At 76.5% G+C, this 17,960-nt stretch carries 6 protein-coding genes and 1 rRNA gene; all 7 read right to left on the bottom strand.

Annotated elements, in window-relative coordinates; translation table 11 throughout:
- Positions 1-20: 20 nt before the first annotated feature.
- Positions 21-6,350 carry a condensation domain-containing protein gene (locus tag ACFYUY_RS30560; protein WP_387905443.1) on the bottom strand — a complete coding sequence of 2,110 codons (6,330 nt, stop codon included), beginning with the start codon at positions 6,348-6,350 and terminating at the stop codon, positions 21-23.
- Between the two features lie 31 nt (positions 6,351-6,381).
- The gene (locus tag ACFYUY_RS30555; protein ID WP_360209550.1) at positions 6,382-6,561 is read right to left on the bottom strand and encodes an MbtH family protein; all 180 of its coding nucleotides are present in this window, start codon (positions 6,559-6,561) and stop codon (positions 6,382-6,384) included.
- A complete protein-coding gene (locus ACFYUY_RS30550; RefSeq protein WP_387905440.1) occupies positions 6,558-9,605 on the bottom strand; it encodes a type I polyketide synthase in 3,048 nt (1,015 codons plus the stop codon). Before ACFYUY_RS30550 ends, ACFYUY_RS30555 begins: the two co-directional genes overlap by 4 nt.
- Positions 9,602-12,952, bottom strand: a complete 3,351-nt coding sequence (locus tag ACFYUY_RS30545) for an amino acid adenylation domain-containing protein (RefSeq protein WP_387905437.1) — start codon at positions 12,950-12,952, stop codon at positions 9,602-9,604. The genes ACFYUY_RS30550 and ACFYUY_RS30545 overlap by 4 nt, the downstream gene beginning before the upstream one ends.
- Entirely contained in the window at positions 12,949-14,967 is a 2,019-nt protein-coding gene (locus ACFYUY_RS30540; protein ID WP_387905436.1) for a non-ribosomal peptide synthetase, read from the bottom strand. The genes ACFYUY_RS30545 and ACFYUY_RS30540 overlap by 4 nt, the downstream gene beginning before the upstream one ends.
- A 302-nt stretch (positions 14,968-15,269) precedes the next feature.
- On the bottom strand, positions 15,270-17,288 hold the full coding sequence (locus ACFYUY_RS30535) for a winged helix-turn-helix domain-containing protein (protein ID WP_387905434.1): 2,019 nt from the start codon (positions 17,286-17,288) through the stop codon (positions 15,270-15,272).
- A 597-nt stretch (positions 17,289-17,885) separates the two neighbouring features.
- A 5S ribosomal RNA gene (gene rrf, locus ACFYUY_RS30530) occupies positions 17,886-17,960 on the bottom strand; the annotation flags it as partial.

The following is a 17,960-nucleotide window of genomic DNA, read 5'->3' as shown; positions in this document are numbered from 1 at the left end:
ACTGGTGTTGGTCGGAGGGCTCAGCCGGTCGGGCCGATCAGGCCGACCAGGCGGGCGCGGAGCTCGTCGAGGAACTCCCGTGCCGTCCCGGCCGCGTAGACGGTGGTGGCGTAGCCGACGTCGAGCCGGAGCCGGCCGCCGACGATCACGCCGCCGACGTCCAGGTCGTAGGGCCAGCGGCCGACGCCGTCGTCGGTCTCGCCGTAGGGGGCGTCACAGACCTCGAACAGGTCGTCGGCCCGGGCGACCTCGTCGAACCCGAAGTTGCCCATGTAGTTGACGGCGATCCGGGGCTGGACGAGTGCGGCCAGCCGCGCGCGGACCTCCCGGTCCGGCCCGGCGAAGCGCAGGACGCCGTAGCCGATGCCGTTGTTGGGCACCCGCGCCAGCTGCCGGGCGACGGCCGCCGCCCGGGCTCCCGGGTCGGCGGTCTCCGGCAGCCGCAGGAGCGCGGGGTACATCACCTGGAACCACCCGGTGGTCCGGTTCAGGTCGACGTCGGCGAAGAGGTGCTCGCGCCCGTGCCCGGTGGTGGCGAGCAGGCACTCGTCCGTCCCGGCGCGGGCGGCGGCCGCCTCGGCGACGCTCCACACGAGCAGGTCGCGGACGTTGACCCGCAGCCGGCGGACCGCCTCGTGCAGGCCGTCGGTCTGCTCGGTGGTCAGGGTGGTGCTGGTCATCGCGCCGGCGGCGAGCGTGGTGACGCCGTCGGGGTGGTCCGGCGGCGGCAGGGTGGCCGCCGCCGAGGTCTGCGCCAGCCAGTGCGGCAGTTCGCCGCTCAGGTCGTGCGCGGACAGCCGGCGGGCCCAGGTGCTGTACGCGGTGGTCCGGGCGGGCAGCCGCGGCGGCTCGCCGTTCGCGAGCCGGGTGCACAGGGTCCGCAGGTCGCCGAGCAGCAGGTCGCGGGAGATCGCGTCCACGACCAGGTGGTGGGCGATGATCAGCAGGCGGTCCGGGCGGTCCGGGCCGGTCGCGAAGTGCAGCACCCGGCAGGTCGGCCCTTCGGTGAGGTCGAGGGTGCGCTGCGCCGCGGCGGCCAGCGCGAGCATCGCCTCGTCCTGCTCCGAGGGGGCGGCCGCGGACAGGTCGTGGCTCGCGAAGGGGACGGCGTCGGCCGGATCGGCGTGGTGCTGGCGCAGCGTGCCGTCCTCCGTGCGGCGGAACCGCAGCCGCAGCGAACCGTGGTGGTCGGCGAGCAGCCGCACCGCCTCCCGCAGGTGCTCCACCGCGACCGGCCGCAGCAGGTCGAGGTAGTACGGGTGGTTGAACCAGGAGGGCTCGGCCATCGTGGTGGCGACCGACTCGAACCACCAGAGCTGGGCCGGCGTCAGCGGCACCTCGCCCTCGGCGACCTCGTGCCCGGTGGTGGGCGCCGCGGCGTCCAGGTCCAGTTCGGCGATGGTGCGGCGCTCGGTGAGCTGCCGGGCGGACAGCCGGATGCCGGCCTCCGCCGCGTGGAAGGCCACGGTGATGGCCAGCAGGGAGTCCCCGCCGAGCTCGTAGAAGTCGTCGTGGATGCCGACCTCGCCCAGGTGCAGGACCTCGGCCCAGATCGCGGCCAGGGCCCGCTCCCGTTCGGTGCGCGGGGCGGCCGCGGTGCGCCGGGCCGGGCGGCGCGCTCCCGTGCGGACGGCGTCGGCGACGTCCTCGGCCGTGGCCAGCCCGGTGGCGATGTCGGCGAGCAGCTCGGGCGGCAGGGGCGGGAGCGGCGACGGGCCTCCCGACGGGCCCTGCGCCAGGCCCGGTGTCAGGCCCTGCGACGGGCCCTGGGTCACGCCCTGCGACGAGCCCTGCCCCAAGCCCGGCGACAGCCGTTGCGACGGCCGCCCCGAGGGGCCGGGGAAGGGTGCGTCGAGCGGCCACAGGTGCGCCGGGGCCACCGCCGGGTCCAGCAGCACGGCGCCCTCCGGGGCCCCGCCCACCCGTACGGCGCCGACGGCGACCAGCGCGTCCAGCTCCGGCAGCGACGGCGGCGCCGTCAGCACCACCTCCCGGCCGTGGCCGAGCTGTTCGCGCAGCAGCGGGACGAGCTCCGGCCCGAAGGCGCAGGGGTCGGCCGCCACCGTGTCCACCGGCCGGTGCCGCTGCCGGCCGGCCAGCCGGGCGACGACCGTGCCGAGCACCGTCTCGAAGGCTGCGGAGTAGGGCAGGCCGTCCCGTCCCGGGTGGGGTGCGCCGAGGCCGTAGCGGCGGGCCCAGCGGTCCATCGTCAGCACGTGCACGCCCGGCAGGGTCGCGGCGAAGGCGGTGAGCCGGTCGGACAGGCCGCCGAACACCCCGGCCCAGCGGTCGTCGGCGTAGGCCGCCGAGGCGGGGCAGAGGCCGAGCACCAGCTCGCCGTCCGTCCGGTCCCGGTGGGCGCCGACCGCCGCCGCGAGCTCCGCCAGCGCCCGTTCCAGGGCGGCGACGCCGGCCGGCAGGGCCGGGGCGCCGTCGGGCCGGGCGGGGGTGCCGGGCAGCAGGTCCTCCCAGCGCAGCAGCAGCACGTCCAGCCCGTTCGCCCGGAACGGCCCGTCGGGGTCGAGCAGCGGCCGGCGCACCTGGCCCGGCGGCGCCGCGGACACCTCCAGGGCGGGTTCGCCGAGCAGCCCGGACCAGAAGCCGAGGGTCGCCCCGAGCTCCCCGGTGGGGAAGGAGGAGGCCACGCCGATCCGCTGGACGGGCCGGTCGGCGGCCGGCGGGCGGTCCGTGACGATCACCGTGTCCGGCGCGGCGACCAGGTCGGCCAGCAGCTCGCCGAACCGGGCGACCACCGCCTCCGCGCGCCCGTGGCTGAACAGCTCGGCCGAGTAGGTGAAGTCGGCCTCCAGCCGGTCGCCCTGCCAGTCCACGGTGAACAGCACGTCGAAGTCCGCACCGGCCGGGCCGGCCGGCAGCGGCTCCACGGTGAGGCCGGGCAGCGTCGGCGGCTCGTCCGGGGCGTCGGCGTAGTTGAGCACGCAGCGCAGGGGGTGCCGGGAGGAGTCGCGGGGCAGCCGCAGCGCCTCCATGATCTTCGGGAAGGGCAGGCGCTGGTGCGCCTGGGCGTCCTTGACGCCCGCGTGCAGACGGCGGACCAGCCGGCGGAACGCCGGGTCGCCGGAGAGGTCCAGGCGCAGCGGCAGGAGGTCGGCGAAGCAGCCGACCACGCCCTGCAGTTCGGCCCGGTCCCGGCCGGTCGTCGGCATCCCGATGACCAGGTCGCTCCGGCCGGACTCGCGCTGCAGGAGCACCGCGAACACCGTGAGCAGCACGCTGTACGGGGTGACGCCCTCGGCCCTGGCCAGGTCGCGCACGGCCGTGCCGAGCTCGGCCGGGAACAGCCGCCCGGCCCGCCCGGCGACGCCCTCCTCCGTGCCGTCCGCTCCGGCGGCCCCGGTGCCCGCGGACCCGGGCGGGACGTCGCCGGGCAGTTCCACCGGGGCCGGCGCGCCGCGCAGCCGCTCCCGCCAGAACGCCGTGTGGGTCTCGACCTCCGGCCCGGCCAGCCACCGCTGCTGGTCGTGGGCGAAGTCGCCGAACTGCAGCACGGGCTCCGGCAGCGGGGACGGCCGCCCCGCGGTGTACGCGCCGTAGAGCACCGACAGCTCGTCCAGCAGGATCCCCCAGGAGGTGCTGTCGCAGACGATGTGGTGCATCCCGATCAGCAGCCGGTGCTCCTCCGGCGCGGTGCGCAGCAGCTCGACCCGCACCAGGGGGCCGTCGGCGAGCGAGTACGGGTGCGCCGCGAGCCGCTCGATCCGCTCGGCGACGGCCCGCTCCCGGTCGCCGCCGGCCGGGCCGGTCAGGTCGACCGGCTCGCACCAGACCGGCAGCCGGGGGTGGACCACCGGCACCGGCAGGCCGCGGTGCTCGGTGAACGTGGTGCGCAGCGCCTCGTGCCGGCGCACCACCTCCTCGACCGCCCGCTCCAGCGCCGCGACGTCCAGCGGGCCGTGCAGCGTCATCGCGGACATCGTGTTGTGCCGGGCGTCCTCGCTGTCCAGCCGGCTGGTCGCCCAGAGGCGCTGCTGGATCGAGGAGGCGACGGGCTGCGCCCCGGGCGGCGCGGGCTCCAGCGCCTCCGCCGCCGCGCCCTCGGCGGCGTCGAGCACCGCGCCCAGCCCGGCCAGGGTCGGGTGGGTGAACAGGGAGTACAGCGACACCTCCCGGCCGAACTCGCGGCGCAGCCGGGAGAGCAATTGGGTGGCCAGCAGGGAGTGCCCGCCGAGCGCGAAGAAGTCCGAGTCGGCGCCGACCTCGGCGACCCGCAGGACCTCCCGCCAGATCTGCGCCAGCCTGACCTCGGTGGGCGTGCCCGGCTCACGGCCGGGCGCCGCGCCGTCGCCGGCCCGCACCGCGCGCGGGGCCACCCGGGCGGCCGCCTCGGCCGGGTCGTCCAGCAGGGCGGCCGCGCAGGCGGCCCGCTCGGGCTCGGGCTCCGGGGCCGGCAGCCGCCGCGCGACCAGCCCGGCCAGCGCGGCGAAGTACTCGGGCGGGTAGGGGATGTGGCCGATCCGGTCGGTCACCGGGTCGTGCGGCACCGGGTACGGGTGCTCCTCGGCCCAGTCGACGGACACCCCGGGCACCGCGTGCCGCAGTGCGGCCAGCCGGTCGTCCAGCCGGGCGAACAGGCCGCTCCAGCCGCGTTCGGCGGCGGCCGGGGAGGCGGGGCAGCGCAGCAGGACCAGCGGTGCGCCGGTGCGGCGGCGGTAGCCCGCGACGGCGGCCTCGAAGTCCCGCATGGCCGCGTCCAGCACCGCGGCCGGATCGGCGTCCCCGGCGGACCGGCGCAGCCAGTCCTCCCAGCGCAGCAGACCGACGGTGGCGGCCGCGTCGTCCGGGGTCAGCAGGTGCTGGACGAGCTGGCCGTAGGGCGCGAGCCGGACGTCGGCGGGGGCCTGCCGCAGGTCCAGCCAGAGCCGCAGCGGGTCGGCGATCAGGTCGGCGGTGAAGGTGGCGCCGACGGCGACGGTGGCGCGGGCCGTCGAGGGCAGGGCGTGCAGCGGCTCGTCGGCCGCCCGCACCATGTCCGCCAGCACGGCGGCCACCCGTTCGGCGAGGCGCTCGACGGTGCCGGCGAGGTAGAGGTCGGCGTTGTAGTCGACGACCAGTTCGTCCCGGCCCGCCCGCCGGGACAGCGTCACGAACAGGTCGAAGTCGGTGAGCCGGTTGTCCACCGGCAGCGGGGAGAACCGCACGCCCGCCGCGGAGAGCTCGGCGGCGCCGGCGTCGGTGACGGTGAACAGCACCTGGAACAGCGGGTTGATGCCGGGGTCGCGGGGCGGCGCGACCTCCTCGACCACCCGCGCGTAGGGCACGTCCTGGTGCCGGTAGGCCTCGCCGGTCGTCCGGTGGGCGCGGCGGACGGCCTCGCGCACGGAGGGATCGCCGGACAGGTCGATCCGCAGCACCAGCATGTTGGCGAAGGAGCCGATCAGCGGCTCCAGTTCGACCCGCGGCCGCCCGGCGGCGGGGGTGCCGAGGACGAGGTCGCGGTGGCCGGTGTGCTGCGACAGCGCAGCGCCGAACCCGGCGAGGGCGACGGCGTTGAAGGTGACCCCGGCCTCCCGGGCCAGTGCGGTCATCGCCGCGGTCAGCTCGGCCGGGAAGGCCCGGACGTGCCGGCCGCCGCGGTGCGTCTGCACCGGCGGGCGGCGGCGGTCCGGGCGCGGCGTGCTGGTGAGCGGGGCGTCGGCCAGCCGCTCCCGCCAGTACGCCAGGTGCTCCTCCAGGGCGGCGAGCGCGGCCGGTTCGCGCTGGCCGCGGGCGTGGTCGGCGAAGCCGGTGCGCAGCACCGGCAGGTCCACCGGCGTGCCCTCGGCGAACCGGCGGTAGTGCTCGACCAGTTCGGTGGCGAAGACGTCGCCGGACCACGCGTCGTAGACGATGTGGTGGACGGTCACCAGCAGCCGGTGCCGGTCGTCGGCCAGGGCCAGCAGGCAGGCGGCGAGCTGGGGGCCGCGGGTCAGGTCGAAGGCGACCAGGCCGTGTTCGGCGGCGGTCCGGTCGGCCCGCGCCGCGCGCTCCTCGGCGGGCAGCCCCCGCAGGTCCACCACCGGCAGCGGGACCTCGGCCGCGGGCAGGACGTACTGGTGGGGCCCGTCGTCGTCCTCGGCGAAGACCAGGCGCAGCGCCTCCTGCCGGGCCACCACGGCGTTCAGGGCGGCGGCGAGCGCGTCCCGGTCCAGCGGCCCGTCCAGCTCCAGGGCGAACGGCACGTTGTAGACGGCGGTGCCCGGGTCCATCCGGTCGAGGAACCAGAGCTGTTCCTGGGTGAACGACAGCGGCAACCGCTCCGGGCGCCGTTCGCGCCCGGCCAGCCGCAACCGCAGCAGCTCCCGCTGGTCCGGTGTCAGGTCGGCGAGTTGCGCCGACACGTCCTGTGCCATCGGTCCGTACCCCTTCCTCTTCCCTGTCGTGTCAGCGGGCGCCGAGCGGGCGCATGTCGGTCCAGACGCGTTCGACGTGCTCCAGGCAGTCCGCCCGGGTGCCGCGGTACCCGGCGTCGCGCCAGCCCGGCGCGTCCTCCCGGTCGGCGGGCCAGATCGAGTACTGCTCCTCGTCGTTGACGACGACCCGGTAGTGCTGGTCCCCGGTCACGGCCGGTCCTCCCTCGGTGTCCCGCCCGGGGCCTGGCCGCCGAGCTCCTGTCTGACCTGTGCGGGCGTCATCGCCCGGATCTCGGCGAGCAGCCCGGCCAGGCCGTCCGGCTGCTCCGGCGCTGCGGGCTCCTGCACGGCGGGCTCCTGCGGCCCGTCCCGCCCGGCCAGGAGCGTGGTGACGGTGGCCGTCAGGCCGCCGAGGGTGGGTGTGTCGAACAGCGCGCCGACCGGCAGGTCGACGCCGAGCGCCTCACGGATCCGGGCGACCACCTTGGTGCCCAGCAGCGAGTGCCCGCCGAGACCGAAGAAGTCCTGGTCCGGGCCGATCTCGGGGATGCCGAGCAGGTCGCTCCAGATCCGCCGGACGACCTCCTCCGGGGTCCCGGCCGGCCCGGGTGCGGCGGCCGGCTCCGCGGTCCGCGGCGCGGCCGCGCCGGGCTGCTCGACCCAGTGCCGCTCCCGCTCGAAGGGGTAGGTCGGCAGCGGCACCCGGCGGCGGCGCTCGGCCGGCCCGCCCCCGTGCAGGTCGACGTCGACCCCGGCCAGCCACAGCCGGCCGGTCGCGGCGGCCATCGCCAGCCGTTCGCCGCCCCGTTCCCTGGGCCCGGGCAGCGAGGGCGTGCTCCGCCCCCCGCCGGCCCGGTGCTGACGCACCAGGGTGGTCAGGGCGGCGCCGGGGCCGACCTCCAGCAGCGCGGACGGCCCGGCGAGCAGCCGCCGGACGCAGGCGTCGAACCGGACGGGCTCGCGCAACTGCCTCGCCCAGTAGGCCGGATCGGCGGCGTCGGCGGCGGACAGCGGCTCCCCGTCGAGGCCGGAGAGCACCGGGAAGCGCGGGGCCCGCGCCTCGAACCGGCCGACGAACTCCGCGAACTCGCCCAGCACCGGCTCCATCATCGCCGAGTGGAAGGCGTGCGAGGTGCGCAGCTCCCGGCAGTCGAGGCCCTCGGCGCGCAGCTTCGCGGCGAGTTCGGCGACCGGCCCCGGTGCACCCGAGGCGACGGAGAGGGCCGGCGCGTTGGCCGCGGCCAGCTCCACCCCCTGCGGCAGCCGGGCCGCCAACTCGGCGGCCGGCAGCGGCACGGAGAGCATCGCGCCGGGCGGCAGCGACTGCATCAGCCGCCCCCGGGCGGCCACGATCGCCAGCGCGTCCGGCAGCCGGAACACCCCGGCCAGGCAGGCCGCCGCGTACTCGCCGACGCTGTGGCCGGCGGCCGCCGCGGGCCGCACACCGCGGTGCTCCCAGAGCCTGGCCAGCGCGTATTCGACGGCGAACAGCGCCGGCTGGGTGATCCGGGTCTGCCGCAGCAGGTCGTCGTCGGGGGCCCGGTGGAGGACGTCGCGCAGGTCGAGGCCGAGCAGCGGGGCGAGCGTGTCGGCGCACCGGTCCAGCTCTTCGCGGAAGACCGGCTCCGTCCGGTAGAGCTCCTCGCCCATGCCCGCGTGCTGCGCGCCCTGGCCCGGGAAGAGGAAGGCGACCGTGCCGTCCGTGTCCTCGCCGTCGGCCGTGTCCAGGGCCGCCGGGCGGGAGAGCGCGTCGACGGCCTCCCCGGTGCTCCGGCAGGCCAGCGCGAGCCGGTGCTCGAACCGGCGCCGGGTGCGGCTCAGGGTGTGCGCCACGTCGGCGAGTTCGAGGTCCGCCCCGGCCCCGGCCAGGTGGGCGCGCAGCTCCTCCCGGGCCCGGTCCAGCGCCGGCGCCGTCCTGGCCGACAGCACCAGCACGTGCTCGGTGCGGGCCGTGGGGAGCACCGCGGGCTCCGGCGGCTGCTCGACGACGACGTGGGCGTTGGTGCCGCCGATCCCGAAGGAGCTGACGCCGGCCCGCCGGGGCGGTCCCACCACCGGCCACGGCGCCGGCGCGGTGCCGACGAGGAAGGAGGCGTCCCCGGCCAGGTCGGGGTGGGCGGTGGCGAAGTACGGGCTGGGCGGGACGACGCCGTGCCGCACGGCGAGGCAGGCCTTGATCAGGCCGGTGACCCCGGCCGCGACGTCCAGGTGCCCGGTGACGGCCTTGACCGAGCCGAGCGCGCGCCGCCCCCCGGAGGAGCCGAACACCTCGCGCAGGGCCGCGAGTTCGACCTGGTCGCCGAGGGCGGTGCCGGTGCCGTGCGCCTCGACGTACCCGATCGTCGCCGGGTCCACGGCGGCCGCCAGATGGGCGGTGCGCACCACGTCCACCTGGCCCTCGACGCTCGGCGCGGTGTAGCCGACCTTGGCGCGGCCGTCGTTGTTCACCGCGGAGCCCTTCAGCACGGCGTGGACGGTGTCGCCGTCGGCGAGCGCGTCCGCGAGGCGCCGCAGCACGACCACCGCGACCCCGCTGCCGCCGACCGTCCCGGTGGCCGACGCGTCGAACGGGCGGCACACCCCGTCGCGGGCCATGATGCCGCCGGCCTCGTACCGGTAGCCGGCCCGCAGCGGCAGCCGCACGTGCGCGGCCCCCGCCAGCGCCACGTCGCACTCCCCCGCGAGCAGGGCCTGCGCGGCCAGGTGCACCGCGACCAGCGAGGAGGAGCACGCCGTCTGGACGGCCATCGCCGGGCCGCGCAGACCGAGGTGGTAGGCGGCCCGGGTGGCCACCGCGTCCTTGTCGTTGGCCACCGACATCTCGTACTCCGAGCCGACGGCCTCCCCCGCGGGCAGCAGGTGGTGGAGCAGGTAGCCGCTCATCCCGGTGGCCCCGTAGACCCCGACGGCGAGCTCGTCGACGTCGGCGACGTGCCCGGCCGACTCCAGCGCCTGCCACGCGCACTCCAGGAACACCCGCTGCTGCGGGTCGATCAGCCGGGCGTCGTGCGGTGAGTAGCCGAAGAAGCCCGCATCGAAGCGGTCCGCGCCGTCCAGGACGCCGAACACCGGCACGTAGTCCGGGCGCCCGTACTCCGCGGCGGGCACCGAGCCGGCCAGCTCCTCCGGCGTGAACCGGCTGGTCGTCGGGCGGCCGTCCAGCAGCGCCCGCCACAGGGCCGTCACGTCCTCGGCGCCGGGGAAGCGGCCGGCCAGCCCGACGACGGCGATGTCCAGTCCACCGTCCTCGGTCATGACTGCCCCTCCCCCGCGTGCAGCCGCCGGGTGCGGGCCGCCAGGGCCCGCCGTCCGGGGGCGGTGGTCGTGGCGGTGGCGGCAGTGCTGGCAGTGGCGGCCGCGGCCGGACGGGCGGGCGCGGCGGTGTCCCGCCCGGTGCCCCCGTCGGCGTCGAGGAAGCGGGCCAGCCGCGCGACGGACGGGTAGCGGAACAGGTCGACCGCGGCGAGCCGCACGCCGAGCGCCTCCCGCAGCCCGGTGTGGACCTTCACCACCAGCATCGAGTTCCCTCCCAGGTCGAAGAAGTTGTCGTCGGCGCCGACCCGGTCCAGGCCGAGCACGGCCCGCCAGACCGCGGCCACGGCCGTCTCGGTGGCCCCCCGCGGCGCCCGGTACGGGGTGCCGAGCCGGGGCCGGGCGGTCGTCGGCACGGGCAGTGCGCGGTGGTCGAGCTTGCCGTTCGGGGTCGTCGGCAGGTCCGGGACGACCACGAACGCCTCCGGCACCAGGTAGTCCGGCAGGCTGCGCAGCAGGGTTTCGCGCAGGGAGTCGGCGCCGGGCGCACCGGCGCCGTCCGGCACCAGGTAGCCGACCAGCCGTCGGCGCCCCGGCTCGTCCTCCCGGACCACCACCGCGCACCGGGCGACCCCGGGGCACTCCCGCAACCGCGCCTCGGCCTCGCCGGGCTCGACCCGGTTGCCGCGGATCTTCACCTGTCCGTCGCGGCGGCCGAGGATGTCCAGGGTGCCGTCGTCACGCCAGCGGGCGAGGTCCCCGGAGCGGTAGAGCCGGGCACCGCCGCCCGCGAACGGGTCCGGCAGGAAGGCCGCGGCGGTGAGCCCCGGGCGCCCGAGGTAGCCGCGCCCGACCCCGGCCCCGCCGAGGTACAGCTCCCCGACCACGCCGATCGGCACCGGTCGCAGCGCGTCGTCCAGCACGTGGATCCGGGTGCCGGTCAGCGGCCGGCCGATCGGCACCGTCGGACCGCCCCGGTAGCGGCCGCCGGTGACCATCACCGAGGCCTCGGTCGGGCCGTAGGTGTTGTGGAAGGCGCGTCCGGCGCGCCACACCTCGGCGACGTCCACCGGGCAGGCCTCGCCGCCGACGGTCAGCACCCGCAGGTCGGGCAGCTCCGCCGGGTCCATCGCCTGCAGGGCGATCGGCGGGACGTCGACCATCGTGATGCGCCGCTCCCGCAGGGTGCGGGCGAGGTCGGGGCCCGGCATCCGCTCCGCGCGCGGCGCGAGGTGCAGTTCGGCGCCGGCGCACAGGGCGGTGAGCAGGTCGGAGACGGCCGCGTCGAAGCCGGGCGCGTGGAAGGCGAGCACCCGGTCGTCCGGTCCGATCGCCAGCAGGTCGTGGATCGCGTCGGCCAGGTTGGTCAGTCCGCGGTGCGTGCTGACCACGCCCTTGGGGCGGCCGGTCGACCCGGAGGTGTAGATCAGGTAGGCGGCCTGGTCCGGGCGCAGGGTGACGGCGGGTCGGGACGCGGCGGGCTGCGGGTCGCGCGCACCGTCGCGGGCCGGGCCGGACTCCGGGCCGGATGTCAGCACGGTCGGTCCTTCGGGCAGCAGCGCGAACGTGCCGGGCTCGGCGAGGACCAGCGCGGTGCCGGAGTCCTCGACCAGGTACCGGAGCCGCTCGGCCGGCAGGTCGGGATCGAGCGGGACGTACACCGCGCCCGCCGCCAGGATCCCCAGGAACGCCGCCACGGCGTCCGGCCCGGGCCGCAGGCACACCCCGACCGGCGTCTCGTCGACGGCTCCGGCGGCGCGCACCGCGGCGGCGATCCGCTCGGCCCGGGCGCGGAGTTCGCCGTAGCTGAGCCGCTCGCGGGTGCCGTTGAGCCGCTCCCCGGTACCGTGGCGGTCGGTGCCCTCCCGGCCGGGTCCGTCGCCGCCCGGAGTGCCGGGCCCCGGGCGGCCGCCGTGGACCACGGCGATCCGCTCCGCCGGGACGGCGGCGATCAGCTCGGTGACCGGACGCCAGGGCGCCACCGGCGGCCGGGTCCCGCTCCAGGCGTCGACGGTCCGCCGCTCCTGCGCCGTCAGCAGCGGGAGGTCCTCGATCCTGCGGTCCGGGTCGGCGAGCGCCGCCGTCAGCAGGGTGCGCACGTGCCCGACGATCCGGGCCGCGGTGGCGGCGGTGAACAGCGAGGTGCGGTACTCCAGCCGGCCCGCGATGCCGTCCGGCCCCGGCGTCAGGGTCAGGGTGAGGTCGAACATCGCCGTGCCGGTGGGCAGTTCGACGCCGTGCACGGTGACGCCGGGCAGCCGCAGGCGTTCCGCCCAGCCGCTCTCCATCGCGAACATCACCTGCGCGAGCGGTGTGCTGCCCGGGTCCCGCTCCACCCGCAGCCTGTCCACCAGGGAGTCGAACGGCAGCTCCTGGTGGGCGAGCGCGGCGAGCGTGGTCCCGCGGACCCGCTCCAGCAGGCCGCGGAAGGTGAGCGTGCCCGGCACCGCGGCCCGGAGCGCGACGGTGTTGGCGAACAGCCCGACGGCACCCTCGGCCGCCAGCGTCGTCCGCCCGGCGACGGGCGTCGCCACCACGAAGTCCGGTCCGCCGTAGCGCGACAGGACGGCCTGCCAGGCCGCGAGCAGCACCATGTACGGCGTGCCGGCCACCTCGGCGGCCAACCCGGTCGTACCGTGGGCGAGTTCGGCTGGCCAGTCGAAGGACAGTTCGGCGCCGGACTCGTCCAGCACCGGCGGCCGCGGCAGGTCCGTCGGGAGGCCGATCGCGGCGGGCGCCCCGTCGAGGTGCCGGCGCCAGAACTCCACCAGCTCCTCGGCCTCCGACTCGGCCGCCACGTCGACGTGCCGTGGCGCCGGCCCCGGGAGCGCGCCGCCGTAGGCGCGGGAGAGGTCGTCGAAGAGCAGGCCCATGCTCCAGCCGTCGCAGACGATGTGGTGCAGCTCCAGGTGCAGCACCCGGCGCTCCGCTCCGTCCTGGACCAGCGTCGCCCGCACCGGCGGTGCGGCGGCCAGGTCGAACGGCCCACCCTCGTGGTCGGCGCCGAGCCGCAGCCGTGCGCCCTCCGGCGCCCGCGGGAGCACCCACTGCCACGGTTCGCCGTCGATCTCCAGGAACACCGTGCGCAGCGCCTGGTGACGGGCCAGCACCCGGTCGAAGGCCTCGACCAGGGCGGCCTCGTCGAGCGGGCCCGCCAGCTCGAAGCGGAAGTGCACCTGGCACATCGGGCTGCCCGGCCAGAGCCGGTCGTGCAGCCACATCCGGCGCTGGGCGGCGGTCAGCGGGTGCAGGTCGTACTGTGCGCGCTCCTGCCGCAGCCTGCGCAGGAAGGCGGTCCTGCGGTCGTCCGGCAGCGCGCGCAGCCGGTCGAGCGGGTCGGGCGCGGTCATCGGATCGTCTCCTCGGCTCGCGGGCGGCCGGCACGCACGGACACGGGGGCCGCCGCGGCCTCCGGGCCCGCGGGCTCGGGGCCGACGGGATCCAGGCCCTCGAACTCCGCCAGGAGGTCGGCCACGTCGCGCTGCGCTCCCTCCACCGCGGGGGTGGCCTCGGCTGCGGCCTCGGCGGCGACCGGGCCCGCGGGGCCCCGCGGCGGCGTCAGCGCGGCCACGGCCGCGGCGAGCGAGGCGACCGTGGGGTGGTCGAAGACCAGGTGCAGCGGCACCTCCACCCCGGTGGCGGCGGACAGCCGGGAGCGCACCCGGGCCGCGGCCAGCGAGTTGCCGCCCAGGTCGAAGAAGTCGGCGTCCACCCCGTGGACCGGGACCCCGAGCGACTCGCGCCAGATGGCCAGCAGCTCCCGCTCGGCCGGCGTCGCCCCGGTGTCCGGGTCCGCGTCGGACCTCCCGTCGTCGCCCCCGTCGGCGGACGGGACCCGCAGAGCGGCCAGGTCGACCTTGCCGTTGGCGTTCAACGGCAGGCGCGGCAGCACCACGAACACCGCGGGCACCAGGTACCCGGGCAGCCGCCCGGCCAGTCCGGCCCGCACGTCCGCCGGGCCGACGCCGTCCAGGACGACGTGGGCGACCAGCCTCAGGCCACCGTGCGGGTCCCGGTCGGCCGACACCACGACCTCGACCACACCGGGCAGCCCCCGCAGCACCTCCTCGACCTCCGCCGGCTCCACCCGGTGCCCGCGCACCTTCACCTGCCGGTCCACCCGCCCCAGGAACTCCAGGGCGCCGTCCGCCCGCCTCCGGGCCAGGTCGCCCGTGCGGTACATGCGCGCGCCGGGCTCCGCCGCGAACGGGTCCGGCAGGAACCGCCGGGCCGTCAGCCCCGGCCGCCCGAGGTAGCCGCGGGCCACACCGTCCCCGCCGAGGAACAGCTCCCCCGGGGTTCCGGCGGGCACCGGCCGCAGGTCCTCGTCCAGCAGGTACGCGGCGCTGTTGGCGGCCGGCCGGCCGATCGGCACCGTCCGGTCCGCGCCGGTCACGTCCCCGCAGCGGTGGGCCGTGGCGTAGGTGGTGATCTCGGTGGGGCCGTAGAGGTTGACCAGTTCGGTGTCCGGGCAGTGCGCGGCCACCCTCGCCAGGGTGCGGGCGTCGGCCTGTTCCCCGCCGAAGGAGAGGCTGCGCAGCCCGCGGAACACCGCCGGGTCCTCCGCCGCCACCTGCCGCAGCAGCGCGGTGGGCAGGAAGAGCACGTCCACGCCGTGCGCGGCCAGCGCGCCGCGCAGCCGTTCGGCCACCAGCACGTCGTCCCTGGACAGCCCGACCAGCCGGGCCCCGTTGAGCAGGGCGCCCCAGGTCTCCAGCGTGGCCGCGTCGAACGAGATGGTGGCCGCCTGCGCCGCGGTGTCCGTGCGCCGGACCTCGATCGAGTCCGCGCTGCGCACCAGCCGGACGATGTTCCGGTGGGTGACGGCGACGCCCTTCGGCCCGCCCGTCGAGCCGGAGGTGTACATGATGTACGCGAGGGACTGCGGGCCGACCCGGGCGTCCGGCCGGGTGGCGGGTTCGGCCGCCAGGTCCGGCGCGTCGACGTCGATCCGCCGCCCGGGCAGGTCGACGTCGTGCCGGCGGGTGCTCAGCACGACGTCGACCCCCGCGTCCCGCGCCATGTACGCCAGCCGCTCGGCCGGGTACTCCGGGTCCAGCGGCACGTAGCAGGCGCCGGCCTTCAGCGCGGCCAGCGCGCCGACGACCCAGTTCTCGTCGCGGACGGCCAGACCGACCCTCGCCTCGGCACCGGCCCCGTTGCGGAGCAGGTGGTGCGCGAGGCGGTTCGCCCGCTCGTCCAGCTGCCGGTACGTCAGCGCCGCCTCGCCGTAGCGCAGCGCCGGCGCGTCCGGCGTCCCGTCCGCCCAGTCCTCCAGCAGTCCGTGCACGGTGCGGTCGCCCGGGTAGGGCGACACGCTCGCCGTGGTCCGGTCGGACCGCTCCTGATCACGCCGGTCGCTCACCGTCGTTCCTCCCTGTCGAGGTGGTGCGCGGCCAGTCTCGCCAGGGGGCTTTCCGGTTTTCTTCAGGGGCGGTTCAGGCAGTCTTCGAGCGGCCTTCGAGTGGCCTTCGAGTCTTCTTCGAGTCGCCTTCCGGCGGGCCTGGAACGGCTGGTCACGGCCCTGACGGCCGACCGCGGGACGCCGGGGAGAACGGTGGGGAGAACGGTGGGGAGAGGTACCGGGAGAGGGTGGGGAGAGGGGTGGGAGCGGTACCGGGGGGCGGGTTTCGAGGGCCCGCCGGCCGGCCCGGGGAGAGCTCCGCGTCAGGCGGGTTCCGGCGCCCACTCGTGCGGTGCGGCCGGGGCGACGCCGATCTCCTGCATGCAGCGGGCGTAGAAGCGGTAGCGCCGCCGCGCCTCCCCGTGCCGGCCGGCACCCCGCAGGACCCTGACAAGCTCCATGTGCGCCTCCTCGTCGTAGGAGTCGCAGCGCAGGATCCGCAGCAGGCACGAGACCCGCTGGTCGACGTCGGAGGAGCGCGTCACCCGGGCGCGCAGGACGCTGACGTAGGCCGTCTGGGCCTCGTCGCGCAGCTCCTGCGTCCAGTCGGTGTACGGGTCGTCGGGCATGAACTCACCGACGTACAGGGCCTCGGCCGCCACCAGCAGCTCGTCGGCGGCGGCGTCACCGTGCCGGTGCGCCGCGCACGCGTCGGAGGCGGCGATCAGGAAGCGCTCCACGTCCACGTGCACCAGGTCGAGGTTGACCGCGACCGCCGAGCGGTCGGCGTCGATCAGGCTGGCGTGCTGGATCCGCCGGTCCGGGTCCAGCACCCTTCGCAGCGTGGAGAGTTGGACCGACAGACGGCTGCCGCCCGCGGCCGGGGACTGGCCGGGCCAGAGCAGTTCCATCAGCCTCGAACGCGGCACCGGGCGGCCGCGGGCCGAGACCAGGATCTTCAGCAGGTCGCGGGCCTTCTTCGACTGCCACTCGTTCGGGGCGATGCCGGATCCGGCCCGCAGTACCCGGAACCCGCCGAGGCAGAGCACGGCGATCAGCGGCGTCCGCCGGGCCACGACCGTGAGCGCGTCCGCCACCCCGGGGGCCAGCGACACCCCCCGGTGACGCAGGGTCTCCTCCTCGGAGCGGGCCGTCCGGCTCCCCGTCGCGCCGCGCTCGGCCGCCGCCACCGTCCGCACCCGCGCCTCACCCGGGCGGTCCCCGACCGCGCGGTATCCCAGCCTGGCCTGCTCGAACAGGGCGGCGGCGGCCCGCGGATCCACCGCGACCAGGCCCAACAGCTCCATGGCCTCGGCGCCGGTCGCGGGCTGCTCCCGCCGCTCGGCGATCAGCCTGGCCTCCTCGCCGTCCGCCATCGCCGTGCCGGTGTCCCCGCAGACCAGCGCCACCCAGGCCCGGGCCAGCAGCGCGGCGGCCCGCCCGGCGCCGTCCGCACCGGCCACGGCCGACTGGACGTGCTGCCGGGCCAGCACCGGATCGTCGGCGACGACCACCCGGCCGAGCTCGCCGTGAATCGCGGCGTCCAGCGCCCGGGCCGCGGGCCCGGGCGGCAGCTCCTTGGCCGCCGCCTCCAGCGCCGCCCTGGCCTGCCCGAGGTCCCGTCTTCGGCGGTGCACCGCCCCGAGGACGAGCAGGCCGTAGGCCTCGTCGTGCCGGACTCCCGTGGTCTCGCGCAGTCTTGCGGCATGCACGGCGTCCACCAGCGCGTCGTCGAGCCGGCCCGCCCGGGACTTCGCGTCCGCACCGACGCTCAGTGCGAACGGTTCCAGGCCGAGGTGCCCGCCGGTCCGGCACAACCGGACCCCGACCTCCGCCTCCGTGAGGGCCACGCCGAACTCCTCGCGGTCGATGGCGTGCCGGGCGCGGTACAGACTGGTCATCAGCCCCAGCAGTGCCGGGTGGCCGGACGGCGCGAGGTCCAGTGCTAATCGACGGTGCTCGTCGCCGAGCGCCTCGTCGCCCGTGTGGCCGGCGTGCAGGGCCATCGCCCGGTGCCCGGCCGCCCGGCTCGCGGCGTCCAGACCGCGGCCCTCCGCGACCGCGCGGCGCGCGCAGGCCGCACTGCGGTCCACGTCGCCCCAGCTGCGGTACCAGACCGAAGCCAGGCAGGCCAGCTGCACCCGGTCGCGCACCGCGAGACCCTCGTCCCGGACGGTGCCCAGCACGGCGACCGCCTCGGCCAGCCCGCTGGTCGCGTAGGCGGTAAGTACCGCCCGCAGGCCGGACGGTGCCCCGTCGGGTGCGGGGACTCCCCCGATGCCGGACACTCCCTGGTCGGCCACGGGGTCACCGTTGCCGGCGAGCAGGAGTTCCGCGGCCACACGGTCGCCTGACGCGACGTATCTGCCCAGGTTCACGTCGATCCTCCGAATGAAGTCGTTCGCGGACATTTCATTCTGTGCACGCAACACCTGACCGAGGGGGCCGACGGACGGGTCGGCCTCGGCTCGCCAGGTGGATCGTTTTCCTCAAGTGCGGCGGATCAGCCGGCACGAGGGACAGGGGGATGCCGATTCGACTTCGATTTCGATGAACATCGACATGTGCAGATGCCCTCTCCGGCCCCCCGTTGCGGACACCGGCAATCCGGCAGTCCGCGACCGCACGCTTCGGCAACTCGCTCCGGGAGATTATGTGAACGTTCTGCGCACAGCCAGGGTTCGGCACTGTGACGTGGGTCATACCGCCTCGTGGCGGCGCTGTCGGCCACTGCCGTCCGGGCAGGGAGGCTGATCGTTCTCCGTCGATTCCAGCCGTCCCGACCTCCGGCCGGCAGCCCGCGCGGCTTGATCGACTTGATCGTCATGATCAGGCCGATCTGCTACGGCCCGTCCGGCGGCGCTGATCGCAGAGGGAAAAACCCGGAAACGCAAAGAACCCCTGATCCGGACCGGATCAGGGGTTCTTCGTGAATGATTGTTCGGCGGCGTCCTACTCTCCCACAGGGTCCCCCCTGCAGTACCATCGGCGCTGTGAGGCTTAGCTTCCGGGTT

Origin of the sequence: Kitasatospora sp. NPDC004745, assembly GCF_042873275.1 — a bacterium.
Lineage (GTDB): Bacteria > Actinomycetota > Actinomycetes > Streptomycetales > Streptomycetaceae > Kitasatospora.
The sequence above is the reverse complement of the archived record's forward strand: the minus strand, read 5'-3'. Positions and strand labels throughout refer to the sequence as shown.